Below are 24,299 nucleotides of genomic sequence, written 5' to 3' on the forward strand. Positions count from 1 at the left end.
CGCAAAACGGCATCGGCGGTTGCGCCGATCTCAGTCAGGCACTCGGGAGCTGCGACGATGACGCTGCGGCGGCAGGGCCGGCAAGCAAAGCAAAACGGGGCAGCCAATGGCTACCCCGCGCGAATAGGTCGGCGCTAGTCGTCGAAGCGGCGGCGGAACCGATCCTCCATGCGACTGGTGAAAGACCCACCGCCCTTGTTGCGGCGCTGGCGCAGCGAGGTGGGTGCCGAGCCGGAATGGTCTGGCCTGCCTGACAACCGGGGACCGGTGATACCGAACACCACGCCGCCGAACATGACGATGAACCCGACAATGCTGAGGATGGGGACGCTGCCGCCGATCCACGTGGCCTTGAACGCCACCCCGGACACCAGCATCGCCAGGCCGACGACGAACAGCGCCACGCCCTGCAGGCGCCGGCGGGCCGTGGGCGCGCGGAAACCTCCGCCCCGGACGCTTGACGCGAATTTGGGGTCTTCGGCATAGAGAGCGCTCTCGATCTGATCGAGCATTCGCTGCTCATGATCGGAGAGTGGCATTCGTCCCTCCTTGCCGACAGGTTGGCACGTGACTATCGATAGCACGCGGATGCCCGTTGCGAGGGCAACTAATTGAATGATACGAGGTCAATCTGCCCCATACCACTGGTTCCGCGCCGATTCTATCCCGGCCGGATCGCAGCATCCCGCCAGACCGGAAGGCCCGTGCGCTACAACCCGCTTGCCGAACCGCGGCCGTCCGCCGGTTGAGTGCCGCGACCGCTCGTCGCGCCGGGGCACGTGGGTCCGATAATGATCCATAGCAGCCTGGTCCCCCAAGACCACAGGACGCCGAAGCATCGAACGAGTCTGATCACCGGATGAGGAGGGCACCGCGAGTTGGCGATATTCCTCATCGATCTGCTCCCCCACGATATGGAGCGTCGCCTCTCAGACGCCCTGACGGTGTACGTCGATGCGATGCGCTACCCGCGCGGCACCGAGCAGCAGCGCGCCGCGATGTGGCTCGAGCACATCCGCCGCCGTGGCTGGCAGGGGGCCGGCGTCGTCGAAGCCGACGGGGCCGACGACGAGGACGCGCCAACTCCCTCGGCGGAAGATCTGGCCGGCGCCCCGTTGCTCGGCGTGGCCTACGGCTACCCCGGGGCGCCCGGCCAGTGGTGGCAGCAGCAAGTCGTGCTCGGCATGCAGCGCGGCGGCTCGCCACCCCAGGAGATCGCCCGGCTGATGAACAGCTACTTCGAGCTGACCGAGCTGCACATTCATCCCCGCGCCCAGGGCCGCGGCCTCGGCGAGGCGCTGGCCCGACGGCTGCTTGCGGGGCGCGCCGAAAAGAATGTGCTGCTCTCGACGCCGGAAACCAACGGCGAACCGAACCGCGCCTGGCGGTTGTATCGGCGGCTGGGGTTCACCGACGTCATCCGCCGCTACCACTTCGCCGGCGACCCGCGGGCGTTTGCGATCCTGGGCCGCGAACTGCCGCTGTGACGCCGCGGAACCGGGCCCCCGACTCCGGTGTGGCACGTATTCAAGCGGCACATCGGATCTGGCACGATGACCTGGTGCGCGCCAGCTCTCCCCCAGCCCGCGGCCGCGGCTTGGCAGCCCCCGGGGCTCGACGGCGCCGCCTGGTGGTCATCGCGATGTTGCTGCTGTTGGTGCCGCTGGCCACCGGATGCCTGCGGGTCCGGGCCTCGCTCACCATCTCCCCCGACGACCTGGTCTCCGGGGAGATCGTCGCCGCCGCGAAACCCAAGACCCCCAAGGACACCGGCCCCCAGCTGGACAGCAACAACCTGCCGTTCAGCCAGAAGGTGGCGGTGTCGAACTATGACAGCGACGGCTACGTCGGCTCCCAGGCGGTGTTCTCCGATCTGACGTTCGCCGAACTGCCGCAGCTGGCCAACATGAACTCCGACGCCTCCGGGGTCAACCTGTCGCTGCGCCGCAACGGCAACCTGGTGCTCCTCGAGGGCCGCGCGGATCTGACGTCGCTGACCGATCCGGAGGCCGACGTCGAGCTCACGGTCGCCTTTCCGGGCGTGGTGACCTCGACCAACGGCGACCGGGTGGAGCCCGACGTGGTGTCCTGGAAGCTCAAGCCGGGCGTGGTGAGCACCATGACCGCCCAGGCCCGCTACACCGACCCCAACACCCGTTCGTTCACCGGCGCGGTGGTGTGGCTGGGCATCGCGTCCTTCGCGGCCGCCGGCGTGGTGGGGCTGCTGGCGTGGGTCGGCCGGGACCGATCACCGCGGCTCACCGCGCCGCGCGATCAGCCGCCACCCACTTAGCGCTGATCCTGCTGGCAGGGTGACCAGTACGCGAGCATCTCCGCGAAGGTCTGGAACGCCGGCGCGGAAATCCCGTAGGTCGCCTCGAGATGGATGCTCAGCGGGAAGCCGAGGTCGGCCACCCCGTCGATGACGCGCTTGTAGAGGTCGACCATCAGCTGGCGCTTTTGCGGCGGTTCGCACGCGGCAAGCTTGCGCACGAACTCCTGCTCGTCGGCCACCGCGGCGTTGCCCGGGTCCTGGATGAGCCAGTTGATCAGTCCTACGCGGCTTTCCATCTTCGGCACGAAGCCGAAGGACAGCAGGATCTCGGGCCGGTGATCGGTTTGTCTGGCGAACTCGCGCAGGAACCCCACGATCGCGTCGGAGTACAGCAGCTGGGTCATGCCGTAGGTGGCACCCTGGTCGCACTTGAAGTTGAACCGGCCCTGTTCGCCGTCACGGGTGGGGATCAGGATCACGCCGCGGTTGGTCACCAGTTCGCGATAGATCGACAGTGCGTCGGTCGGGGCGACGCCCGACCCCTCGCCGTCGTTCATGGTGCGCGGCACGCCGACGAACACCACGCCTTCCATTCCGGCCGAGGACAACTCGGTCAGCCGGCCCCGCAGCGACGGCTCGTCCATGAACGCGGTCACCTGCGTGCACAAGCCCTTGATCCCGGTCAGCTCAGGCTTGACGACCGACCAGAAGTCGAGCACATCCAGCTTCGGCTTCATCTGAATAGGACGGTCGTCGTCCTCGGCGATGATCCCGGGGATCATCACGTGCCGGATCCGGCCATCCAGACCGGCCTCGGCCGAATGCCGCACCACTTTCTGCGCCTCTTCGAGTGCCCGCCCCCGACCCTCGTCGGCGTTGGGTGGCACCAACTCGAGCGCAATGGTGTTGAGGGTCACGCGGCTTCTCTCCGTCCGACGATTAGTGGCCCGGGGCGTCTTTTGGCCGCGCGGCATCCGCGCGAGCCCCAGCGCACCCGCCAGCATAGGGGCGGGTTAGTGAGGCAGTCGAAGCAACTGGGCGCACCCGGCGACGTCACGGGGAACGCATCCCGGGCGGCGCGACGAATACACTGGTCGGGCCTGGGACACCCAGCCAGCCGAGCAGAAAGGGGCGCCGCGCTGAGCGTCAAAGCCACAGCAGCGGCGGCAACCGTCGAGTTGACCGGCGCGATCACCGAACAATTGCGGCGGTATCTGGACGAGCGGCGCGCCGAGACCGCCTACATCGGCGACGACTACAACGGCCTGATCGCCGCGCTCGAAGATTTCGTGCTGGGCGGCGGTAAGCGGTTACGCCCCGCCTTCGCCTACTGGGGCTGGCGCGCCGTGGCCACCGACGAACCCGATGAGCAAGTGCTGCTGCTGTTTTCCGCACTCGAGCTGCTGCACGCCTGCGCGCTGGTGCACGACGACGTCATCGACGACTCCTCCACCCGGCGGGGACGGTCCACCACCCACGTCCAGTTCGCGACGCTGCATCGCGACCGGCGCTGGCAGGGCTCTCCGGAGCGGTTCGGCATGTCGGCCGCCATCCTGCTCGGCGACCTCGCACTGGCCTGGGCCGACGACATCGTCTTCGGTGTCGACCTGACGCCGCAGGCTCAGCGGCGCGTGCGCCGGGTGTGGGCCAACATCCGCACCGAGGTGCTCGGCGGGCAATACCTCGACATCGTCGCCGAGGCCAGCGCCGCCGCCTCGATCGCGTCGGCGATGAACGTCGACACCTTCAAAACCGCCTGCTACACGGTGTCGCGACCGCTACAGCTCGGCGTGGCAGCCGCTGCCGACAGACCCGACGTCCAGGACATCTTCAGCCAGTTCGGGACCGACCTCGGGGTGGCGTTTCAGCTGCGCGACGACGTCCTGGGTGTCTTCGGCGACCCCGCGGTAACCGGTAAGCCATCCGGCGATGACCTGCGATCGGGCAAGCGGACCGTGCTGCTGGCCGAGGCGCTGGAGCTGGCGGAGGAGTCAGACCCGGTGGCGGCCAACCTGTTACGGAGCTCGATCGGCGCCCAGCTGACCGACGCGCAGGTGGATCGACTGCGCGACGCCATCGAGTCGGTGGGCGCCCTGACCGCGGCCGAACAGCGGATCGCCACGCTGACCCAGCGGGCACTGGCCGCGCTGGCCGCCGCCCCCATCAACACCGCGGCCAAAGCCGGCCTGTCCGAATTGGCCAAGATCGCCACGAACCGGTCCGCCTGAACCGATGACGACTCCGACCGACACCCCGGCCGACGACTCGCCGGCAGCCAAAACCTCTCGCGGCGAACGGTTTTCGCAGCTGAGAGCGTTCGTGGCGGCCGGCGAATCGCGACCGGCAAAACTGGGTTTGTTGGGCTCGGTGCTGATCACCCTGGGCGGGCTGGGGGCGGGCAGCACCCGCCAGCACGACCCGCTGCTCGAGTCAATCCACATGTCCTGGCTGCGCTTTGGTCACGGCCTGGTGCTGTCGTCGATCGTGTTGTGGACCGGTGTCGGACTCATGCTGATCGCCTGGCTGGGCCTGGGCCGTCGGGTGCTGGCCGGCGAGGCGACCGAGTTCATCATGAAGGCCACCACCGGCTTCTGGCTGGCTCCGCTGCTGGTGTCGGTGCCCGTCTTCAGCCGCGACACCTACTCGTATCTGGCCCAGGGTGCACTGCTGCGCGACGGCTTGGATCCCTACGCCGTCGGCCCGGTCGCCAATCCAAACATCTTGTTGGACAACGTCAGTCCCATCTGGTCGATCACGACCGCCCCCTACGGTCCGGCGTTCATCCTGGTGGCCAAGCTCATCACCGTCATCGTCGGCAACAACGTGGTGGCCGGCACCGCGTTGCTGCGGCTGTGCATGCTGCCCGGTCTGGCGCTGTTGATCTGGGCGACTCCACGATTGGCACGTCACCTGGGCGCCGACCCCTCGACGGCGCTGTGGATCTGCGTGCTCAACCCGCTGGTGCTCATCCATCTGATGGGCGGGGTGCACAACGAGATGCTGATGGTGGGCCTGATGGCCGCCGGGATCGCGCTGACGTTCGGCGGCCGCCACGTCGCGGGCACCGCGCTGATCACCGTCGCCATCGCGGTCAAAGCGACCGCCGGCATCGCGCTGCCCTTTCTGGTGTGGGTGTGGGCGCGGGATCTGCGCAACCGGCGGGGATATCGGTCCGCACGAGCGCTTCTCGCGGCCGCCGCGGCGTCGCTGCTGGTATTCGCGGTCGTCTTCGCGATCCTGTCCGCGGTCGCCGGCGTGGGCCTGGGATGGCTGACCGCGCTGGCCGGTTCGGTGAAGATCATCAACTGGCTGACCGTACCCACCGCGGCGGCCAACGTGATCCACGCGATCGGCAGCGGGCTGTTCCCGGTGAGCTTCTATCCGATCCTGCGGGTCACCCGACTGGTCGGCATCGCGATCATCGCGGTCTCGCTGCCGCTGTTGTGGTGGCGGTTCCGCCGGGACGACCGGGCCGCGCTCACCGGCATCGCGTACTCGATGCTCATCGTGGTGCTGTTCGTCCCGGCCGCGTTGCCGTGGTATTACTCGTGGCCGCTGGCGATCGTGGCCCCCCTGGCCCAGTCACGACGGGCGGTGGCGATCATCGGCGGCGCGTCGACCTGGGTGATGGTGATCTTCAAACCCGATGGCTCGCATGGCATGTACTCGTGGCTGCACTTCTCGCTGGCCACCGCCGTCGCGCTGATCGCCTGGTACAGCCTGTACCGGGTACCCCGGCCACCGACCGAGCCGGTCGAGGTTAACGAGCCCGCTCAGTAGGCCATCGCCTGCGCCCGGCGCACAACCTCCCGCGCCTGGTGGGCGTGCAGCGCATCGACGGGGCGGGCATTGCTGAGGGCGTCGCGGCTGCCGTCGCGGGTCACCGTCAGCGACGGGTCCCGGGTGAACAGCCAGCGCACGATCTCGGTGTCGTGATAGCCGCCGTCGTGCAGGATCGTCAGCAATCCCGGCAGGCTTTTGACGACCTCACCGGACTGGGTGAAAAACACCTGCGGCACCACCACGCCCTCCCCGCGCCGGACCGCGACCAGATGCCCTTCCCGGAGTTGTTGGTGCACCTTGGTAACCGAGACTCCGAGCAATTCGGCGACCCGCGGCAGGTCGTAGATCGGCTCGTCGGGATCTAGCACATCTTCGCCGGCAGGAATACTGCTCATCCGCGCAAGTGTAGGCCTTGATACGCGCCTTGAGCCCGTGTTCTACCGCCCAATCACGGCGCCGCACCTACGATGGCCCCGTGGCCCAAGCTCATCCGCCCGGCCGGGCCGGTCCGCATCGTCCGCGGGCCGAAGCCGGGACGGCGGACCCGTTGGACAACGCGTTGCTCGACGGCCGCTACCTGATCCAGGCGAAGATCGCCAGCGGCGGCACCTCGACCGTGTATCGCGGTCTCGACACCCGCCTCGACCGTCCCGTCGCGGTGAAGGTGATGGATTCCCGCTACGCCGGCGACGAGCAGTTCCTCACCCGCTTCCAGCGCGAGGCCCGCACCGTGGCCCGGCTGAAGGATCCCGGGCTGGTCGCGGTCTACGACCAGGGCTCCGACGCGCGGCACCCGTTTCTGGTGATGGAGCTCATCGAGGGCGGCACCCTGCGCGAGCTGCTAGGCGAGCGCGGGCCGATGCCGCCGTATGCCGTCGCGGCGGTGCTTCGTCCGGTACTCGGCGGGTTGGCCGCCGCGCACCGCGCCGGCCTGGTGCATCGCGACGTCAAGCCGGAGAACGTGTTGATCTCCGACGACGGCGAGGTGAAGATCGCCGACTTCGGGTTGGTCCGTGCCGTCGCGGCCGCCGGAATCACTTCTACCAGTGTGATTTTGGGCACCGCGGCGTATCTGTCGCCCGAGCAGGTGCGCGACGGCGACGCCAGCCCGCGCAGCGACGTCTACTCCGCGGGCATCCTCGCCTATGAGCTGTTGACCGGGCACACCCCCTTCACCGGCGATTCGGCGTTGTCGATCGCCTACCAGCGGCTCGACACCGACGTGCCGCCGCCCAGCGCGTCCATCGACGGTGTGCCGGTGCAGTTCGACCAGTTCGTGCAACGGGCGACGGCCCGCGACCCGGCCGACCGGTACGGCGACGCGACCGAGATGGGCGCCGACCTGGACGCGATCGCCGACGAGCTTGCGCTGCCGGAGTTTCGGGTGCCGGCGCCGCGCAATTCGGCGCAGCACCGCTCGGCCGCGCTGCATCACGGCCGGACGAGTCAGCCTCCGGCCACCGCGCAGCGGCCCGCGCCGGTGCGCCAGCCCACCCGCCAACTGACCCGCGGCCCCGAGGATTGGCCGCAACCGCCGCCGCAGCGCCCGGCACCGTCCGTCGCCGACCCTGGCGATGACGACGACGATGACGACGAATACGAGCCCGTCACAGGCGAATTCGCGGGCATCCCGATCAGCGAATTCGTGTGGACCCGCCAGCACAACCGGCGCATGGTGTTGGTGTGGGTGGCACTGGTGCTGGCGTTCACCGGGCTGGTCGCGACCGCGGCGTGGACCATCGGAAGCAACCTCAATGGGCTGCTGTAGCCGCCCACCAACGACGAGCAGACGCAGAATCGCACCAAAACGCATGGTTTTGTGCGATTCTGCGTCTGCTCGCCAAACTCAGTCGCGCAGCATCTCGGCGACCAGGAAGGCCAACTCCAGCGACTGCTGGGTGTTCAGCCGGGGGTCGCACGCGGTCTCGTAGCGGCCGACCAGGTCGGTGTCCGAAATGTCTTGCGCCCCACCGAGACACTCGGTGACGTTCTCGCCGGTGATCTCGACGTGGATGCCACCGGGGTGGGTGCCCAGCGCGCGGTGGACCTCGAAGAAGCCCTGCACCTCGTCGACGATGCGGTCGAAGTGGCGGGTTTTATAGCCGTTGGACGACTCGTGGGTGTTGCCGTGCATGGGATCGCACTGCCAGATCACCTGGTGACCGGCCGCCTGGACCTTCTCCACGATCGGCGGCAGTAGATCGCGCACCTTGTTGTTGCCCATCCTGCTCACCAATGTCAGCCGGCCGGGCTTGTTGTGCGGGTCGAGCCGCTCGACGTATTCGACGGCGAGCTCCGGGGTGATCGTCGGGCCGATCTTGACGCCGATCGGGTTGGCGATCACCTCCGCGAAGGCGACGTGCGCGCCGTCGAGCTGGCGGGTCCGCTCGCCGATCCACACGGTGTGCGCCGACAGGTCATACAGCTGGGGTTCGCCGCCCTCGCTCTCGGACAGGCGCAGCATGGATCGCTCGTAGTCGAGCACCAAAGCCTCGTGGCTGGCGTAGATTTCGGCGGTCTGCAGGTTGCGGTCGGCCACCCCGCAGGCGCTCATGAAGCGCAGGCCGCGGTCGATCTCGGTGGCCAGCGCCTCGTAGCGGGCGCCGGCCGGCGAGGTGCGGACGAATTCGCGGTTCCAGTCGTGGACCAGATGCAGCGAGGCCAACCCCGAAGACGTCAGCGCCCGAACCAAATTCATCGCCGCGCTGGCGTTGGCGTAGGCGCGCACCAACCGCGACGGGTCATGCTCGCGCACCGCGGCGTCCGGGGCGAAGCCGTTGATCATGTCACCGCGGTAGGACTTCAACCCCAGCGCGTCGACGTCGGCCGATCGCGGTTTGGCGTACTGCCCCGCGATGCGGGCCACCTTGACCACCGGCATGCTCGAGCCGTACGTCAGCACCACCGCCATCTGCAGCAGCGCGCGCACGTTGCCGCGGATGTGGGGTTCGGTGTTCTCGGTGAATGTCTCCGCGCAGTCACCGCCCTGCAGCAGGAATGCCTCACCCCTGGCCACCTGGGCCAGCTGCTCCTGTAGCCGGATGATTTCCGACGGCACCGTCACCGGCGGCACGCTCTCGAGGACCGTGCGCATCGCCGACGCCCGATCGTCGGGCCAGCTGGGCTGCTGGGCTGCGGGCTTGGCCAGGGCGGCGTCCAACCGCGCCCGCAGCTCAGCCGGCAGCGGCGGCAGCGGCGGCAGCTGCTCGATCGGGATGTCGACGGTCCAGTTCATCGGTCCATCGTAACCGGGGAGAGGGAGCCCCTGGTCAGGGCTGATCAGCACGAACGCCGCTGATCCGGGGTGGTCGTTTCAGTCTCCCGCCGTGATCAACCGGAAGCGGCGGAGCTGATCGCGGGCGTCGACCAGCGCGTCGTGCGCATCGGAGGACCGCGGCGGCATGCGCGGGCTCCCCCGGTCTTCCCACAGCTGCCGCAATTCCCGGGTGAAACGGGGAATGGCCCGCGGCAACTCCGGCATGGTGCCCCACAACTGGCACAGGGCCACGTGGTCGTAGGCCGCCACCCACGCCCACAGTTCGATCGGCTCGGGGGCCGGCCGCGCAGAATTCAGGCCGAAGAATTCCTCGAGGTCCTCGCGGATCCGCCTGCGCGAGCGCCACAGCTGTGACGCCGGGGGCGGCAACTTGGGCAGCACGTTGGCGCGCACCCACGGCCCGGCGCGCTCGGGATCGAATTCCGTGGACACCGCGTAGTACTCGCGGCCGTCTTCGGCGGCCACCCCGATCGAGATGAGCTCGATGGTGCGGCCGTCCTCGATGAACTCGGTGTCGTAGAAGTACCGCACCGAAAAGAGATTATCTGCCGATCAGGATGGGGCCGGTCGGGGCAGGCGCGGGATGAATCTCGTCGTCCAGCCGGGCGTCGACCGCGCGTTGGTCCGGAAACCGGGGCGTGCCGGCGATCGCGCACTGCAAATACAGCTTGGCCCGCACCACCGGGCGGCGCAGCCGCCGTTCGCGCTGCAGCGCGCGGCGCATCTTGTCCGGCTGGGTGGAGTACCGCCAGCGGGCCCAGGGCGCGTGCGGGCGCGACAACCGGACCGCCCCGATCACCAGCAAGATGACCAGGAACATGCCCAGCAGCCCGGTCCAGACCTTGCCCTTGAGCACCACCACGACGGCCAGCGGCAGCGTCAACGCCATGGCGCCGCCGACCACGGCGCGCAGGGCCACCGAACTGGCGTCGTGCCAGATCGGCAGGAAGAACATCAGCGGGTGCAGGCCCATGATCAACAGCCCGGCCACCGCGACGGCGGCGAACACCGCATCGACCGACGTGCGGCCGTCCTCGGACCAATAGACGTCGGACAGGTGCAGGATCAACGCGTATTCGTCGAGTACGAGGGCGGCCCCGATCCCGAAAAAGGTGGCGGCCGCCATGAACTGCGGCTCGTGCCCGTCGACCGACAAGGTGACCAGCGTCAGCCCGGAGAGCAGGGTGAGGACCACGCCGAACGTGACGTGGTGGATGTGCACGCCGCCGACGTGGACGTTGCGTGGATGCCACCACTTGGTGGGCCGGCCGTTTTCGACGCGGTGACGGATGAATCGCACGAACGTCCGCGTGACGAAAAACGTCAGGATGAAGGCCACCAGGCAGCACAACAGTGGCAGGTGGCCCCTGTCGTGAATGTCATGTTCGAACCATCGGGACAGCTCGTCGACGAACGAGTGGAGCACTCTTGAAACCTACGCCTTCGCGCCCCGGGGCCGTGGGAGCCGCGCTGCACCAGGGATGTCCGCGCGCGGGCACCCATTACGCTGTTGTGCGACATGAGTACACGGCAGGCGCCCGGGGTGGGCTTCGCAGGCAATCGTGGCCCCGGGCGGGCGCTGGTGTGGGGGCTGGCTTGGCTGGCGGCCGCGGCGGGGCTGGGTTACGCGGCGTGGCAGCTGTTCGGGCACATCCCGTATCGCATCGACATCGACGTCTATCAGATGGGCGCCCAGGCCTGGATGGACGGCCGCCCGCTGTACCGCGGCGACGTGTTGTTCCACACGCCGATCGTGGATCTGCCGTTCACCTATCCGCCGCTGGCCGCCATCGTGTTCTGCCCGTTCGCCTGGCTGCACATGCCCGCCGCCAGCGTTGCGATCACCGCCCTGACGTTGGTGCTGCTGGTCTCCTCTACCGTGATCGTGCTGACCGGGCTCGACGTCTGGAGCGTGTCGGCCGTGCTGCCCGGCCCGGCCTGGCTGCGCCGGTGGTGGCTGGCCGTCATCGCCGCCGCGGCGGCGACGATCTGGCTGGAACCGATCAGCTCGAACTTCGCCTTCGGTCAGATCAACGTCGTGCTGATGACGCTGGTGGTCGCCGACTGCGTGCCGCGGCGCACGCCGTGGCCGCGCGGGCTGCTGCTGGGGCTGGGCATGGCGTTGAAGCTGACACCGGCGGTGTTCCTGCTCTATTTCCTGCTGCGCCGCGACTACCGGGCGACGCTGACCGCGCTGGCGTCGTTCGTCGGGGCGACGCTACTGGGTTTCGCGCTGGCCTGGAACGACTCGTGGGAGTACTGGACGCACACGCTGCATCACACCGACCGGATCGGCGCGGCGAGCCTGAACACCGACCAGAACATCGCCGGCGCCCTGGCCCGGCTCGGCCTGTCACAGCAGGAGGGCTTCCTGCTGTGGGTGGCGGCGTCGCTGCTGGTGCTGGCGGTGACGGTGTGGGCGATGCGGCGGGTGCTGCGCGCCGGCGAGCCCACGCTTGCGCTGGTCTGCGTCGCGTTGTTCGGGCTGGTGGTCTCGCCGGTGTCGTGGTCACACCACTGGGTGTGGGTGCTGCCGGCGGTGCTGGTGACGGGGATCTTGGCCTGGCGGCGCCGCAACGCGCCGCTGATGGTCATCAGCGCCGTCGGGGTGGCGTTGATGAGGTGGACGCCGATCGACCTGCTGCCCAAGCATCACGAGGCGAGCGCGGCCTGGTGGCGCCAGCTCGTCGGGATGTCCTACGTGTGGTGGGCGCTGGCGGTCATCGTCGCGGCCGGCTTCACCGTCACCGCGCGCGGGGTGGCGCGCCAGACCGCGCCGGAGCCGTTGGCGCCGGTTACCGCGGTCGGCTAACCGGCAGCGGTCTCGGGAATCCGCACGGCCTCGCCATCGGCCGCGTCACCGCCGCCCTTTTTTAGGCTGGCCGCGTAAATGTCGACGTACTCCTGGCCGGACAGGCCCATCAGCTCGTAGATCACTTCGTCGGTGACCGCTCGCTCGATGAAGCGGTTGCCGGCCAGCCCGTCGAACCGCGAGAAATCCATCGGCTTGCCGAAGCGGACGGTGACCCGGCCGAACCGCAACATGTTGGTCCCGGGCGGGTTGACGACGTTGGTGCCGATCATCGCGACCGGGATCACCGGAACACCGGTCTCCAGGGCCAGCCGCGCCAGCCCCGTCTTGCCCTTGTACAGCCGGCCGTCCGGGGACCGCGTGCCCTCGGGATACATGCCCAGCAGCTTGCCCTGGTCCAGCACCTGTTTCGCGGTGGTCAGCGCCGCCCGGGCGCTGTCGGCGTCGGTGCGGTCGATCGGCACCTGGCCGACGGCGGTGAAGAACCACCGCTGGAACCACCCCTTCACACCGGTGCCGGTGAAATATTCCGACTTCGCCAGGAAGGTGATTCGGCGCCGCACCACCAGTGGAAGATAGAAGCTGTCCATCACGGCCAGGTGATTGCTTGCCAGTATCACCGGTCCGGAGCTCGGAACGTGTTCTAGGCCTTCAACTTTCGGGCGCCCCAGCAAAGATAGCAGCGGGCCGAGGAGCACGTACTTGAACAGCCAGTACCACATGGCCCTCCCTCTCGGCTACACCCCGCTGATGTTCTGCGCCAACTGTACCTATCCCCACAAGAAGGGACCACCTGCGTCGCAGGCTCCTCACTCGTCCAGCGTGACCGGGATGGGCTGATAACGGGTCCGCGGGGCGGCGTCACCGGCGTCGCTCGCGCCGCCCGGCGGGCCCTCGGGCGGCGGTTCAGGCGGCGAAGTGGCCGCCCGGTCGATGTCGTCGACGATGTCGCGGATCACCTGAAGCAAGGCGATGCTGTGGTCGGCGATCGCGGTGAGCAAGGGGTGCTGGTCACCGGTTGCCAACGCGGCCAGCGCGCACACCGGGCACCACACCTGCTGGCACTTGCCGGTGCCGGGTCCCGCGCCCGCGGTCAGCGCCGCCGCCGCTCGCACCGCGGGGTCGATGCCGTCCAGAATCGTCTGGGCGAGCCTACGCAGCTCCGGACCGATTTCGGGATGAGCCCCACTCACTTAGGCCACACCTCCGGATCTGGTCGAAAACGCACCGTCAGCTCGCTGCCCCGCAGGCGTGCGTCCAGCACCGTGCAGCGCCGAAGCACGGACGCCAACCTCACCCTGCGCCGCAATCCGCCGGCGCTGATGATCAGGTCGTCGTCGACTCGCCCCAAGGTCAGCGCCGACGGATCGAGTTGCGGCAACGCTAGCCGCATCCGGTAGACGGACCCAAGTCCCGTCCCGGATTCGAGGTCGACGGTCGGCCGCAACGGGCCCGGGGGCACGGTGCCGCCGCGGCGGCGGGCGGCATCGAGCAGCCCGCCCAGCGCCTTGGCGCCGATCGGCTCGCCGGACAGGTGCGGGGTCATCACGAGGGCCACTTCACCGATGGTGGCGTCGAGTTCGTCGAGCACACTCTGCTGCTCGGCGATGCGCTCGGTGTACCAGTAGAAGGCCGGGTGCTCGGGCAAGTTGCGGTATTCGTATGAGTCATCTTGCAGCAGAACCTGGTTCACGATCAGCTCTTCGACACGCACGCCCATCAAGGCCAGTGAGCCCAGGGTGCGGGCCGCCTCCGCGGCGACCACCCGCTCGGGGGTCAACACCAGATGCGCACTGACCAGTTCGCCGTCGGTGAGCAGCGCGCCGAGCGTCTCCACGCTCGCGCTGATGCGCTCAAGCAGTTCGACCACGGCCGCCGAGCGGGCGTCGTCGGAGCCGACGGACAGCCGGCGATGCCGCGGCCACGCCCGTTCGACGTACAACCCGAAGGTGGCGGGCAACGTCAACATCCGCAGGGCGTCCGCGGTCGACGCGCAATCGACCACCACGCGGTCCCATCGCCCGGAACCGGCCAGCTCGGCCACGGCGAACAGGCCGAGCACCTCCTGAACACCGGGGAGCGCCGAAAGCTCTTCGGGCGCAATGGTGCTCAGTTCGGAGTCGGGGAACCTCCGGTCCAAGGTGGCGACGGCGTCACGCCAGCGGACCTCGAGCAGGGCGAGGGTGTCCAGGGCCAGCGCGTCGAGAAACCCGCCGCCGGCCTCCGCGTCATCGGCGAGTACGCGCACCAGGTCGTCTTGGCCGGGCGGGACGGGCGTGCCCAGCACATCACCCAGCGAGTGCGCCTGGTCGGTGGAGACCACCAGCACCCGCTGCCCCGCGCTGGCAGAACTGACCGCGGTGGCGCAAGCCAGGGTGGATTTCCCTACCCCGCCTTTGCCAACGAAGAGACTGATCCGGGCCGGGGCGGGCGCAGCCGTCTCACTCAGCCTCGACTCGTTTCTTCAGATCCTTTAACGCGGTGTCGGTCAAACGCCTCTCGGCCTTGCGCTTGAGCAGGCCGATCATCGGCATGGCCAGGTCGACGGAGAGTTCGTAGGTGACTTCGGTGCCAGAACCCTTGGGAACCAACCGATACGAGCCCTCAAGGGAGCGCAGAAGCGAGCTCGAAACCAGCGTCCAGCTGACCGATTGGCGATCTTTGGGCCACTGGTAGGACATGACCATGGTGTCTTTGATGACGGTGGCGTCCATGACGATCCGTGCCACCTTCGGGTAGCCGTCGGCGTCCTTCTCCTGAACCTCGGCTTCCTTGTACTCCGAGATCCACTGCGGGTAGGAATCGATATCCGCGATCACCTGCATCACGGTGGCCGGGTCGGCTTCGATGTAGATGGTTTGCGTCGTCTTCTCCGCCACCTGGTTGCTGCCCTCTCTCCCGCATGCGGATCGGCCCCGATTTCTGTCGAACCTGCTGTGCGGGGACCCCCGCGGGTCTAGGTCCGAAACGGTACTCTCTGCGCGGACCCGACCCGGCTAAACTACCGGAGAAACTCCGACCGGACGTGACCGTTCCAGTGTCGTCTTGACCTCGAAGGCCATTTTCTTGCCCGCCACTCGGCGGCGGTGGGTGATTTTCGCCAGATTGAGCTTGGCCAGCTGCCAGGCCGCCACTCCGGTGGGCTCGGCGTGCAGGAAATAGTGCAGCACGACCCCGTCCAGCCCCTCCATCAGAGGTTCCAACCAGACCTCCATGGTCCCGGTCAGCGCGCCGGTGACCGACCACCGGATGCCCTTGTCTGCGCGGTCCTCGACCACCTGCAGCCGCAGGTCGGGCCACCAGCGGCGCCAACTCGCCCGATCCGCGAGCGCGGCGCCCACCCGCGCGCCGTCGGCGGCGACAAACGTCTCATCCGCGATCTGGATGCTGTTCATGCCCACAGCTTCACACACCGGCCCCCGGGCCCCGCCGAGGGAGGTCGGGCGCCACGGCAGGCAGTCGCGGTCCCGGCCGCACGGCTATGTCCGTGCTGGCTCGATGCGCGGATTAGGCTGGTCGACAGCAACCCCGGCTGCCGGGAAACGTCACGAGGTCAATTGAGGTCATAAGAGTGCGTGAGTACAGCGTCCCCGCCCGCTTTTCGGTCGACGATGACGACAACATCGCGGCGATGGTCTTCGAACACGAGCGCGACGACCCGGAGTTCGTGATCTACCAACGCCAAGTCGACGGGCGGTGGACCGACGTCACCTGCGCCGAGGCGGCCTCCCAGATCCGTTCTGCCGCACTGGGTCTGATCGCGCTGGGGGTGCAGGCCGGTGACCGGGTGTCGATCTTTTCGGCCACCCGCTACGAATGGGCGATCCTCGACCTGGCGATCCTGGCGGTGGGTGGGGTCACGGTGCCGATCTACGAGACGTCGTCGGCCGAACAGGTCCGCTGGGTGCTGCAGGACTCCGAGGCGGTGCTGGCGTTCGCCGAAACCGACGAACACGCCGCGATGGTCACCGAGCTGACCGCCGAACTGCCCGCCCTGCGCCGGGTGCTGCACATCGACGGGTCGGGCCCCAAGGCGCTCGACCAGCTCGTCGAGGCCGCCGAGTCGGTGGAACCGGCCGAGCTGACCGCGCGCCTCGATTCCCTGCGGGCCGCGGATCCCGCGACACTGATCTACACCTCGGGCACCACCGGGCGGCCGAAGGGCTGCCAGCTGACGCACTCCAACCTGCTGTATGAGACCCGCGGCGCCAAGGAGAGCCTGCCGACGCTGCTCGACGAGGGGCAGCGGCTGCTGATCTTCCTGCCGCTGGCCCACGTGCTGGCGCGCTCGCTGACGTTGTCCGCGTTCGCCAACAAGGTGACCGTCGGATTCACCAGCGACATCAAGAACCTGCTGCCGATGTTCGCGGTGTTCAAACCGACCGTGGTGGTGTCGGTTCCGCGGGTGTTCGAAAAGGTTTACAACACGGCCGCGCAGAACGCCGCGAACGACGGCAAGGGACGGATCTTCGCCATGGCGGTGCAAACCGCCGTCGACTGGAGCGAGGCCGCCGACCGCGGTCGGCGGGGGCCGGTCCTGCGCGCCAAGCACGCGTTGTTCGACCGGCTGGTGTACCGCAAGCTGCGCGGCGCGCTGGGCGGCGACTGCCACGCGTCCGTGTCCGGCGGCGCGCCGCTGGGGTCGCGACTGGGCCACTTCTACCGCGGCGTCGGCCTGACCATCCATGAGGGCTACGGCCTGACCGAGACCAGCTCCGCGATCACGGTCAACCAGGTCGGCAACGTCAAGATCGGCACGGTCGGAACGTTGTTGCCCGGCAACAGCATGCGCATCGCCGACGACGGCGAGCTGCTGGTGCGCGGCGGCGTGGTGTTCAGCGGCTACTGGCGCAACGAGCAGGCCACCGGCGACGCGTTCACCGACGGCTGGTTCAGGACCGGCGATTTGGGCGTCCTCGACGACGACGGCTTTTTGAAGATCACCGGGCGCAAGAAGGAGATCATCGTCACCGCGGGCGGCAAGAACGTCGCCCCCGCCGTGCTCGAGGACCGGCTGCGGGCGCACCCGCTGATCAGCCAGGCCATGGTCGTCGGCGACAACAAGCCGTTCATCGCCGCGCTGATCACCATCGACCCCGAGGCGTTCGACGGGTGGAAGCAGCGCAACCAGAAGGGATCCGGCACGTCGGTCGCCGATCTGGCCACCGATCCCGACCTGGTCGCCGAGGTGGACGCGGCCATCAAGGACGCCAATCTGGCGGTGTCGCATGCGGAGTCGATCCGCAAGTTCCGCATCCTGCCGGTCGATTTCACCGAGGACACCGGTGAGCTGACACCGACGATGAAGGTCAAGCGCAACGTGGTGGCCGAGAAGTTCGCCTCCGACATCGAGGCCATCTACGAAAAGGACTGACCGCGAGCAGACATAAAGGCACCCGCAGGCCCAGCCTGTCGGGTGCCTTTATGTCTGCTCAGTACCGCTAACCGAGCAGCTCGGCCAGCCGTACCGCCAGGGTGTCCCAGCGCCATTGGGCCATCACCCATTCGCGCCCCGCCGCGCCCATAGCGGCGGCGCGGTCCCGATCGCTCAGCAACCCGGCGACGGCGTCGGCGATTTCGGTCACCGAGCAACCGTCGACGACGAGCCCGGTTTCGTTGTGCCGCACCGTTTCCGGGGCTCCCCCGGAATTCCCGGCCACGACGGGCACCCCACTCGCTGAGGCCTCCAGGAACACGATGCCCAGTCCCTCGACATCCAGGCCGGCGCCGCGGGTGCGGCAGGGCATCGCGAACACGTCGGCCAGCGCGTGATGCGTGGGCAATTCGGCGGCCGGCACCCCACCGGTGAAGATCACCTCGTCGGCCACCCCGCAGTCGCGGGCCAGCGTCTGTAGCGATTCCAGGTAGGGGCCGCCGCCGACGATGACCAGGGCGGCTCCGTCGACGCGCCGCCGGATCGAGGGCAGCGCCTTGATGAGCATGTCCTGGCCTTTGCGGGGCACCAGCCGAGACACGCACACGACGGTGGGCCGCTCGCCCAACTTGTAGCGCCGACGCAGCTCGGCACGGCCGGCCGGGTCGGGCCGGAACTTATCGGTGTCCACCCCCGACGGCAGGTATTCCAGTGATGCTTTGGGCCCGAAGGCCGGCGCGAACCGGGACCGCGTATAGCGGCTGACGAACGTGACGATGTCGGTGTCGTCGCCGATGCGACGCAGCACGGACCGCGCGACCGGCAGCATCGACCAACCCACCTCGTGGCCGTGCGTGCTGGCCAGCACCCGGTTGGCCCCCGCCGCGCGCGCTCGCCGCGCGAGCAGCGCCAAGGGCGCGGCCGCCCCGAACCAGACGGTCTCGATACCGTGGTCGACGATCAACCGCCGCATCCGGGCATCGACCGCCGGGCCCGGCAGCATGAGGGTGCCCGGATGGCGCACCACGCGGTAGCCGGCCGCCGCGTCGTACGCCTCGGCGCCCTTCCAGTCCGGCGCGTACACCGTCACCGAATGCGACGTGGCCTCGACGAGCCGACCGACGAACTCACCGAGGTACGACTGGATGCCGCCCCGGCGGGGCGGAAAGTCGTTGGTTACCAGCAGGACCCGACTCACCTGCGACAGGCTAGCGTGACGGCGATGCGGCGCGTGCACACGGCCTGAGCCCTAGTGGGTAAGCCATTGGCGCCAGAGCGTGAGCAGGCCCGCCTCGCTGGTGTCCAGCACGTCGCGGGCGGCGGTCGCCATGTCGGCGCGCCTGATGCCGCAGGTCGCCAGGTAGAGATCGTGCAGCTTCGGCGTCCCATAGGTGTCGGCCACGAACCGGGCGAACCACCAGGCGCGGTCATAGGCCAACGAGCGCGGCGCGCCGGGCACATCCAGATCGCCGTCCGAAGGCAGCGTCATGGGCAGCAACCCCTCCTTGGGCACCGGCGCCGGGGGGCGGCCGACGAAGTCGGCAACACCTTCGGTGAACCAGCGGGGGGCGTCCGCAACGGTGTCCGCGCGCGCGGCGTAGTGAAAAAGCTCGTGCGCCAACACGATTCGCAGGGACGCCGCGCTCATGTTGGCGGCGCCCGGCGCGAACACGATCCGCTGGCCGAGGGCGACGCGGCGAACGGGATCGACCCGGTCGGAGACCGTCGCGGCGGCGATGTCGGCCCACTGCGACGCCGGTCCCCCGCCGGCGGCGGCGCGAAATTCCTCGTTCGTGCCGGCCGCGACCACCGAGATTTCGCGTGTCCAGTCGGCACCCCAGAACGCCTCGACGGCGCCGATCGCGGCGCCCATGTCGGAGGCGACGCGCGACAACAGACGCTCGCTGGACTGGCCGCCGAGGCCCAGCAGCCGCACGGTGCGGTCGCCGACGACGATCGACTTGGTCGAGGCGCTGACCTGGCTGCGCGCCGGCGTGATCAGCTGCGGAGGCCGGATCCGGCTGTTGCGTTCGGCGTCGAACGGCACGGCCGCGGCCGCAATCAATTCGACGACGAATACCCAGGCCAGCAGTATCGGAAGCCGCCGCCGCAGCGTGGAACGTCTAGTAACGGCGCGCGTCGTAGATCGGGCCCGAGGAATTCATCGGCACGACCTGCACCGGCACCCCGTAGGTCGACGAGTGGATCATCATGCCGTCACCGATGTAGAGGCCGGCGTGCGAGGCGTCGGAGTAGAAGGTGAGCACGTCACCGGGCTGCAGGTCCGAGAGCGACACGGGTTGACCGCCGTGGGCCATCGCCTGGCTGGAGTGCGGCAACGAGATGCCGGCCTGCTGGAACGCCCACATCACCAGTCCGGAGCAGTCGAACCCGCCGGGCGCGGCGCCGCCCCACACATACGACGAACCCACCTGGGTCAGCGCGGCCTGCACAACGGTGGCGCGGTCACCGCCGCCGACCCCGCCGGGAGCCATGCCGGGCATGCCGCCGGGAGGCGGAGCCTCACCGGGCGCCTGCCCGGGTCCCGGGGGTGCGGCTTCCGGCGCCGGGGCACCGGGGGCCGGCGCCGCCGCGGGGACGGCCGGTGCCGGATTGGCGAGCGCGGTCCGCTGGTCGGCGGTCAACGACATGTATTGCGACTTGACCACCGCGATCTGCACCTGCAGCTGACTTTGCTTGGACTGCAAGCTCGCTCGCACCGCCGCGGCCTGCTCGGCCGCGCTCTTGGCGTCGGCGGCGGACTTCGCGGACTCCCGCTCGGCCTTGGCGGCCTGCTCGCCGGCGATCCGGTAGCTCGTCATCTGGCTGGCCATCTGCGTGGCCATCACCCGCTGCACCGCGAGCTTGTCGATCAGCCCTTGCGGCGAGCCGGCGGTCAGGATGGCTTCCATGCCGTCGACGTGACCGCCCATGTAGGTCGCGGCGGCCAGGTTGTTGACGGAGTTCTGGTACGACGCCAGATGGGCCTTCGTCGCGTCCACGGCGGCCTGGTCGTCGTTGTGCTTCTTGTCGGCGGCGCGCTGCGCGGCCACCTTGTCGTTCAGGTCGAGCTGGGCGCTGTGCATCGCCTCGGTGGTCTGCTCGGCCTGCCGGGACAGCTCGTTGAGTTTTGCCATGGCGTCTTCGGCCGGGTCCGCCCACGAGGGGGCGGTCACCACGCCGGACAGAATCGCGAAGCCGGCTAGCGTCCCTAGGGCCGAACGTGTCAGGGCACGCGCAACCGGGTACCTAGAGTCAAGCCTCAAGATTTGCTTCCTTAAACGGCCATCGACGAATCCTGGTCGTCGAGCGGGTTTAGGTCTCAAACAGGTTACGAAACGATATCGGCGTTTGTCCAAAGCGGGCGGTTAAGAAATTAGAAAGAATTCTGTCATTTTCATGTGATCCATTCCGCCTGGGCCGAGGGCCTTTGGCGGGCAAGGCATTTAAGCTACACCAGATCCGCGGCCGCGACGAATCGGGACCAGACGAAGTCGCGGCGCCAGGCCAACCTCGGCGAGAACCTCCAATGCCGCTTGTTCGTCCTCCAATAAAGTATCCGGGACCCCGAGTATCACGCTGACTACACAGTCGCGGCATCCGGGTCCGCGCACCGCGCAGTCGTCGCAGTCGATCACCACGGGCGCGCCCGGCTCTGGCGGCATGGTGACGTCGGTGGGTCCAATTCTTGGTGCCATCGGGATCGGTCCTCTCGGTCTGGCTCCGACGAACATCACGCCGGTCAGCCCGAACGCTAACCGCGGGCACCGACATCTCCCCGCGGCGGCGTGGGATCGCCGCGGATGTCGGTCGTGCTGCTTAACGTCACCCCCGTGGCTGCACGTGGCGCGACTCAGCTGAGCTTCGCCGACGTGGGGTCACCCATCGCGCCCGACGAACTCTCGCTGCGCGAGACCACCTTCGTCGTGGTGGACCTCGAGACCACCGGCGGGCGCACCAAGAGCACCGCCGGGGCGGTGCCGGACGCCATCACCGAGATCGGGGCGGTCAAGGTGCGCGGCGGCGCGGTGCTCGGCGAGTTCGCCACGCTGATCGATCCGCAGCGCAGCATCCCGCCCCAGATCGTGCAGCTGACCGGCATCACCACGGCGATGGTGTCCGACGCGCCGACCATCGACGCCGTACTGCCGATGTTTTTGGAGTTCTCCCGCGACGCGGTGCTGGTCGCGCACAACGCCGGCTTCGACATCGGCTTCCTGCGCGCCGCCGCTCAGCAGTGCGACATCGCCTGGCCGCGGCCGCAGGTGCTGTGCACCGTGCGGCTGGCCCGCCGGGTGCTCAGCCGCGAGGAGGCCCCCAGCGTGCGGCTCGCTTCCCTGGCGCGGCTGTTCGCCGTCACCACCCAGCCCACCCACCGCGCGCTCGACGACGCGCGCGCCACCGTCGACGTGCTGCACGCCCTCATCGAAAGGGTGGGCAACCAGGGCGTGCACACCTACGCCGACCTGCGCTCTTATCTGCCCGACGTGACACCGGCGCAGCGGCGCAAACGGGTGCTCGCCGACGGGCTGCCGCACCGGCCGGGGGTGTACCTGTTCCGCGGGCCGTCCGGCGAGGTGCTCTACATCGGCACCGCCGTCGACCTGCGGCGGCGGGTCGGTCAGTACTTCACCGGCGCCGATCCGCGCGGCCGCATGAAGGAGATGGTCACGCTGGCCGGCGCGGTCGACCACGTCGAGTGCGCCCACGCGCTGGAGGCCGGTGTGCGCGAGCTGCGGCTGTTGGCCGCGCACGCCCCGCCGTACAACCGGCGATCGAGGTTCCCGCAGCGCTGGTGGTGGGTGGCGCTGACCGACGAGGCGTTCCCCCGCCTGGCGGTCGTACGCGCACCGCGCCACGACCGCGCCGTCGGGCCGTTCCGGGCACGCTCCGACGCCGCCGACACCGCCGCCCTGCTGGCCCGGTTCACCGGGCTGCGCACCTGCACGAACCGGTTGGGCCGCTCGGCATTACACGGGCCGCTATGCGCCGAGGCGGAGGTGTCACCGTGCCCGGCCGCCCGCAACATCACCGCCACGCAATACGCCGCGGCCGTCGCGCACATGGCGGCATTGGTCGACGGCGCGGACAACGCCGCGCTGGCGGCCGCCGTGGCCCAGGTCGCCGCCCTCGCCGAGCGGCGTCACTTCGAAAGCGCCGCCCGGCTGCGCGACCGCACGGCCGCCTCGGTCGAGACGCTGTGGCGCGGTCAGCGGCTGCGCGCCCTGGCTGCGCTGCCCGAGCTGGTCGCCGCCGCACCCGACGGCCACGGCGGCTATCACCTCGCCGTCATCCGCCATGGCCAACTCGCCGCCGCCGGCAACGCCCGCCGGGGGGTGCCTCCGATGCCGGTCATCGACGCGATAACCGCTGGGGCACAAGCGATTCTGCCCGCGCCGGCCCCCCTCGGTGGGGCGCTTGTCGAAGAGACCGCGCTGATCGCGCGCTGGCTGGGCGCGCCCGGCGTGCGCATCGTTCGTGTCGACGGGACCGGGGACGGCGCGGGCTGGGCGTCCCCGCTGCGATCCGCCGGTGGGTGGGCGGCCTGGGCGGAGGCGGCGCGCTCGGCGCGCCTGGCGGCCGAGCAAGCGCTGCGGGAATCAGACCTGCTGGCCGAACCCCACCCATCGCGCGAGCAACTGTTCGGCCGACCCGGAATCGATGGCCTTGGTGGCGCGGGCCAACCCGTCCTCCCACGCCGGCAACCATTCGGCGCGACTGGATAACCCGGCGTAGGCCACGATCGCCCCGGCGGCGTTGAGCACGACGGCGTCGCGCACCGGACCCTTGCCCCCGGCCAGCACCGCTCGCACCTCCGCCGCGTTGGCCTGCGCGTCGCCGCCCAGCAAGTCGTCGAGGTCGGCCCGGGGAAACCCGAACCCGGCCGGATCGAACGTCAGCCTGTCCACGGTGCCGGCCTGCACCCGCCAGATCGTGCTGGTGGTCGTGGTCGTCAGCTCGTCGAGCCCGTCGTCACCGTGCACCACCAGCACGCTGGACCGGCGCGCGGCGAACACCCCCGCCATCACCTCGGCCAGGTCGGCGAACGCGCAGCCGATCAGGCCGGCCCGCGGCCGGGCCGGATTGGTAAGCGGCCCAAGGAGATTGAACACCGTCGGCACGCCGATCTCGCGGCGCACCGCGGACGTGTGCCGGTACGACGGGTGGAACAACGGCGCGAAGCAGAACCCGATGCCGACCTCGGCCAGGCTGCGGGCAACCTCGTCGGGTCCGAGGTCGATGCGAATGCCGAGCGCCTCGAGGGTGTCGGCGCCACCGGACAACGACGAGGCCGCCCGGTTGCCGTGCTTGACCACAGGCACCCCGGCGGCCGCCGTCACGATCGCCGCCATCGTGGACAGGTTCACGGTGTTGACGCCGTCGCCGCCGGTTCCGACGATGTCGACGGTGTCGTCCCGGAATCCGCCCCCGGGCATCGGCAGCGCGTGGCTGAGCATGACCTCGGCCAGCTCGATCACCTCGGCCGACGTGGGCGCCTTCACCTGCATCGCCACCGCGAAGGCCGCGATCTGGGCGGCGCTCGCTTCGCCGGTCATGATCTGGTCCATGGCCCAGGCGGCCTGGCCGCGGGTCAGGTCCTGACCGCCCGTCAGCCGACCCAGGACCCGCGGCCACGACGTTGCGGACCCGCCGGACGGCGAAACCTCAGATGACAAAGCCACGCGCCGATGGTCCCACGGGGACCACACCAGCCCCAACCGTCGGCCGCGCACGGCCCGGCCCACACGCGCGCGCGACGCGCGAGGCATCAAATTGC

23 protein-coding genes and 1 pseudogene are annotated in these 24,299 nt (G+C 69.2%); 8 read left to right on the top strand and 16 right to left on the bottom strand.

All coding sequences use genetic code 11. The features are described 5' to 3' along the window. Positions 1–134: 134 nt before the first annotated feature. Positions 135–539 carry a DUF3040 domain-containing protein gene (locus ACZ50Z_RS09855; protein ID WP_464483380.1) on the bottom strand — a complete coding sequence of 135 codons (405 nt, stop codon included), beginning with the start codon at positions 537–539 and terminating at the stop codon, positions 135–137. 339 nt (positions 540–878) lie between these two features. On the opposite strand from ACZ50Z_RS09855, the gene ACZ50Z_RS09860 reads away from it, so the two are divergent. Further along, on the top strand, positions 879–1,487 hold the full coding sequence (locus ACZ50Z_RS09860; RefSeq protein WP_464483381.1) for a GNAT family N-acetyltransferase: 609 nt from the start codon (positions 879–881) through the stop codon (positions 1,485–1,487). A 155-nt stretch (positions 1,488–1,642) separates the two neighbouring features. After that, entirely contained in the window at positions 1,643–2,293 is a 651-nt protein-coding gene (gene lppM / locus ACZ50Z_RS09865; RefSeq protein ID WP_464486160.1) for a lipoprotein LppM, read from the top strand. Here lppM and ACZ50Z_RS09870 read toward each other — a convergent pair. Beyond that, entirely contained in the window at positions 2,290–3,192 is a 903-nt protein-coding gene (locus ACZ50Z_RS09870) for a mycobacterial-type methylenetetrahydrofolate reductase (RefSeq protein WP_464483382.1), read from the bottom strand. The genes lppM and ACZ50Z_RS09870 overlap by 4 nt on opposite strands. Before the next feature lie 261 nt (positions 3,193–3,453). Here ACZ50Z_RS09870 and idsA2 point away from each other — a divergent pair, with 261 nt between their 5' ends. Beyond that, positions 3,454–4,503 (top strand): bifunctional (2E,6E)-farnesyl/geranyl diphosphate synthase, encoded by a 1,050-nt coding sequence (gene idsA2, locus ACZ50Z_RS09875; protein ID WP_464486161.1) that lies wholly within the window; start codon positions 3,454–3,456, stop codon positions 4,501–4,503. A 4-nt stretch (positions 4,504–4,507) separates the two neighbouring features. After that, positions 4,508–6,055, top strand: a complete 1,548-nt coding sequence (locus ACZ50Z_RS09880; RefSeq protein ID WP_464483383.1) for an alpha-(1->6)-mannopyranosyltransferase A — start codon at positions 4,508–4,510, stop codon at positions 6,053–6,055. Here ACZ50Z_RS09880 and ACZ50Z_RS09885 read toward each other — a convergent pair. Next, positions 6,049–6,453, bottom strand: a complete 405-nt coding sequence (locus tag ACZ50Z_RS09885) for an Rv2175c family DNA-binding protein (protein ID WP_464483384.1) — start codon at positions 6,451–6,453, stop codon at positions 6,049–6,051. The two genes, ACZ50Z_RS09880 and ACZ50Z_RS09885, sit on opposite strands and share 7 nt — an antisense overlap. Before the next feature lie 80 nt (positions 6,454–6,533). Between ACZ50Z_RS09885 and ACZ50Z_RS09890 the strand changes: the two genes are divergently transcribed. Next, on the top strand, positions 6,534–7,826 hold the full coding sequence (locus tag ACZ50Z_RS09890) for a protein kinase domain-containing protein (protein WP_464483385.1): 1,293 nt from the start codon (positions 6,534–6,536) through the stop codon (positions 7,824–7,826). Between the two features lie 78 nt (positions 7,827–7,904). On the opposite strand, the gene ACZ50Z_RS09895 is transcribed toward ACZ50Z_RS09890, so the two are convergent. The 3 genes from ACZ50Z_RS09895 to ACZ50Z_RS09905 form a co-directional block, all read right to left on the bottom strand. Beyond that, a complete protein-coding gene (locus ACZ50Z_RS09895) occupies positions 7,905–9,293 on the bottom strand; it encodes a class II 3-deoxy-7-phosphoheptulonate synthase (protein WP_464483386.1) in 1,389 nt (462 codons plus the stop codon). Between the two features lie 78 nt (positions 9,294–9,371). Further along, on the bottom strand, positions 9,372–9,866 hold the full coding sequence (locus ACZ50Z_RS09900; RefSeq protein WP_464483387.1) for a polyadenylate-specific 3'-exoribonuclease AS: 495 nt from the start codon (positions 9,864–9,866) through the stop codon (positions 9,372–9,374). A gap of 10 nt (positions 9,867–9,876) precedes the next feature. After that, entirely contained in the window at positions 9,877–10,761 is an 885-nt protein-coding gene (locus tag ACZ50Z_RS09905; RefSeq protein ID WP_464483388.1) for a hypothetical protein, read from the bottom strand. A gap of 93 nt (positions 10,762–10,854) precedes the next feature. On the opposite strand from ACZ50Z_RS09905, the gene ACZ50Z_RS09910 reads away from it, so the two are divergent. Then, on the top strand, positions 10,855–12,147 hold the full coding sequence (locus ACZ50Z_RS09910) for a glycosyltransferase 87 family protein (protein WP_464483389.1): 1,293 nt from the start codon (positions 10,855–10,857) through the stop codon (positions 12,145–12,147). Here ACZ50Z_RS09910 and ACZ50Z_RS09915 read toward each other — a convergent pair. The 5 genes from ACZ50Z_RS09915 to ACZ50Z_RS09935 all read right to left on the bottom strand — a co-directional run bounded on the left by ACZ50Z_RS09915 (position 12,144) and on the right by ACZ50Z_RS09935 (position 15,542). Beyond that, positions 12,144–12,869 (bottom strand): lysophospholipid acyltransferase family protein, encoded by a 726-nt coding sequence (locus ACZ50Z_RS09915; RefSeq protein WP_464483390.1) that lies wholly within the window; start codon positions 12,867–12,869, stop codon positions 12,144–12,146. The two genes, ACZ50Z_RS09910 and ACZ50Z_RS09915, sit on opposite strands and share 4 nt — an antisense overlap. A gap of 87 nt (positions 12,870–12,956) precedes the next feature. Then, positions 12,957–13,340: a hypothetical protein gene (locus ACZ50Z_RS09920; protein ID WP_464483391.1), complete on the bottom strand. Its 384-nt coding sequence runs from the start codon at positions 13,338–13,340 to the stop codon at positions 12,957–12,959. Then, complete coding sequence (locus tag ACZ50Z_RS09925; RefSeq protein ID WP_464486162.1) at positions 13,337–14,596, bottom strand: ArsA family ATPase; 1,260 nt, start codon at positions 14,594–14,596, stop codon at positions 13,337–13,339. The genes ACZ50Z_RS09920 and ACZ50Z_RS09925 overlap by 4 nt, the downstream gene beginning before the upstream one ends. Continuing rightward, positions 14,589–15,026 (bottom strand): SRPBCC family protein, encoded by a 438-nt coding sequence (locus ACZ50Z_RS09930; RefSeq protein WP_464483392.1) that lies wholly within the window; start codon positions 15,024–15,026, stop codon positions 14,589–14,591. Before ACZ50Z_RS09930 ends, ACZ50Z_RS09925 begins: the two co-directional genes overlap by 8 nt. A 117-nt stretch (positions 15,027–15,143) precedes the next feature. Beyond that, positions 15,144–15,542 carry a polyketide cyclase / dehydrase and lipid transport gene (locus ACZ50Z_RS09935; RefSeq protein WP_464483393.1) on the bottom strand — a complete coding sequence of 133 codons (399 nt, stop codon included), beginning with the start codon at positions 15,540–15,542 and terminating at the stop codon, positions 15,144–15,146. Between the two features lie 176 nt (positions 15,543–15,718). On the opposite strand from ACZ50Z_RS09935, the gene ACZ50Z_RS09940 reads away from it, so the two are divergent. Beyond that, positions 15,719–17,521 carry an AMP-dependent synthetase/ligase gene (locus ACZ50Z_RS09940; protein ID WP_464483394.1) on the top strand — a complete coding sequence of 601 codons (1,803 nt, stop codon included), beginning with the start codon at positions 15,719–15,721 and terminating at the stop codon, positions 17,519–17,521. Positions 17,522–17,588: 67 nt separating this feature from the next. On the opposite strand, the gene pimB is transcribed toward ACZ50Z_RS09940, so the two are convergent. The 4 genes from pimB to ACZ50Z_RS09960 all read right to left on the bottom strand — a co-directional run bounded on the left by pimB (position 17,589) and on the right by ACZ50Z_RS09960 (position 21,219). Beyond that, on the bottom strand, positions 17,589–18,719 hold the full coding sequence (pimB, locus tag ACZ50Z_RS09945; protein ID WP_464483395.1) for a GDP-mannose-dependent alpha-(1-6)-phosphatidylinositol monomannoside mannosyltransferase: 1,131 nt from the start codon (positions 18,717–18,719) through the stop codon (positions 17,589–17,591). A gap of 51 nt (positions 18,720–18,770) precedes the next feature. Next, on the bottom strand, positions 18,771–19,586 hold the full coding sequence (locus ACZ50Z_RS09950) for a hypothetical protein (protein ID WP_464483396.1): 816 nt from the start codon (positions 19,584–19,586) through the stop codon (positions 18,771–18,773). Positions 19,587–19,644: 58 nt separating this feature from the next. Beyond that, positions 19,645–20,787 carry a peptidoglycan hydrolase RipC gene (gene ripC, locus ACZ50Z_RS09955; RefSeq protein ID WP_464483397.1) on the bottom strand — a complete coding sequence of 381 codons (1,143 nt, stop codon included), beginning with the start codon at positions 20,785–20,787 and terminating at the stop codon, positions 19,645–19,647. A gap of 180 nt (positions 20,788–20,967) precedes the next feature. After that, entirely contained in the window at positions 20,968–21,219 is a 252-nt protein-coding gene (locus tag ACZ50Z_RS09960; RefSeq protein ID WP_464483398.1) for a hypothetical protein, read from the bottom strand. 105 nt (positions 21,220–21,324) lie between these two features. Between ACZ50Z_RS09960 and ACZ50Z_RS09965 the strand changes: the two are divergent. Continuing rightward, a pseudogene (locus tag ACZ50Z_RS09965) lies at positions 21,325–23,184 on the top strand (DEDD exonuclease domain-containing protein); the annotation flags it as partial. Here the strand turns inward: ACZ50Z_RS09965 and trpD are convergent. Beyond that, the gene (trpD, locus tag ACZ50Z_RS09970; protein WP_464483399.1) at positions 23,122–24,204 is read right to left on the bottom strand and encodes an anthranilate phosphoribosyltransferase; all 1,083 of its coding nucleotides are present in this window, start codon (positions 24,202–24,204) and stop codon (positions 23,122–23,124) included. The pseudogene ACZ50Z_RS09965 and the gene trpD overlap by 63 nt on opposite strands. Between the last annotated feature and the right edge of the window lie 95 nt (positions 24,205–24,299).

It is taken from the genome of Mycobacterium sp. NTMscope_MAC_269 (genome assembly GCF_976985695.1).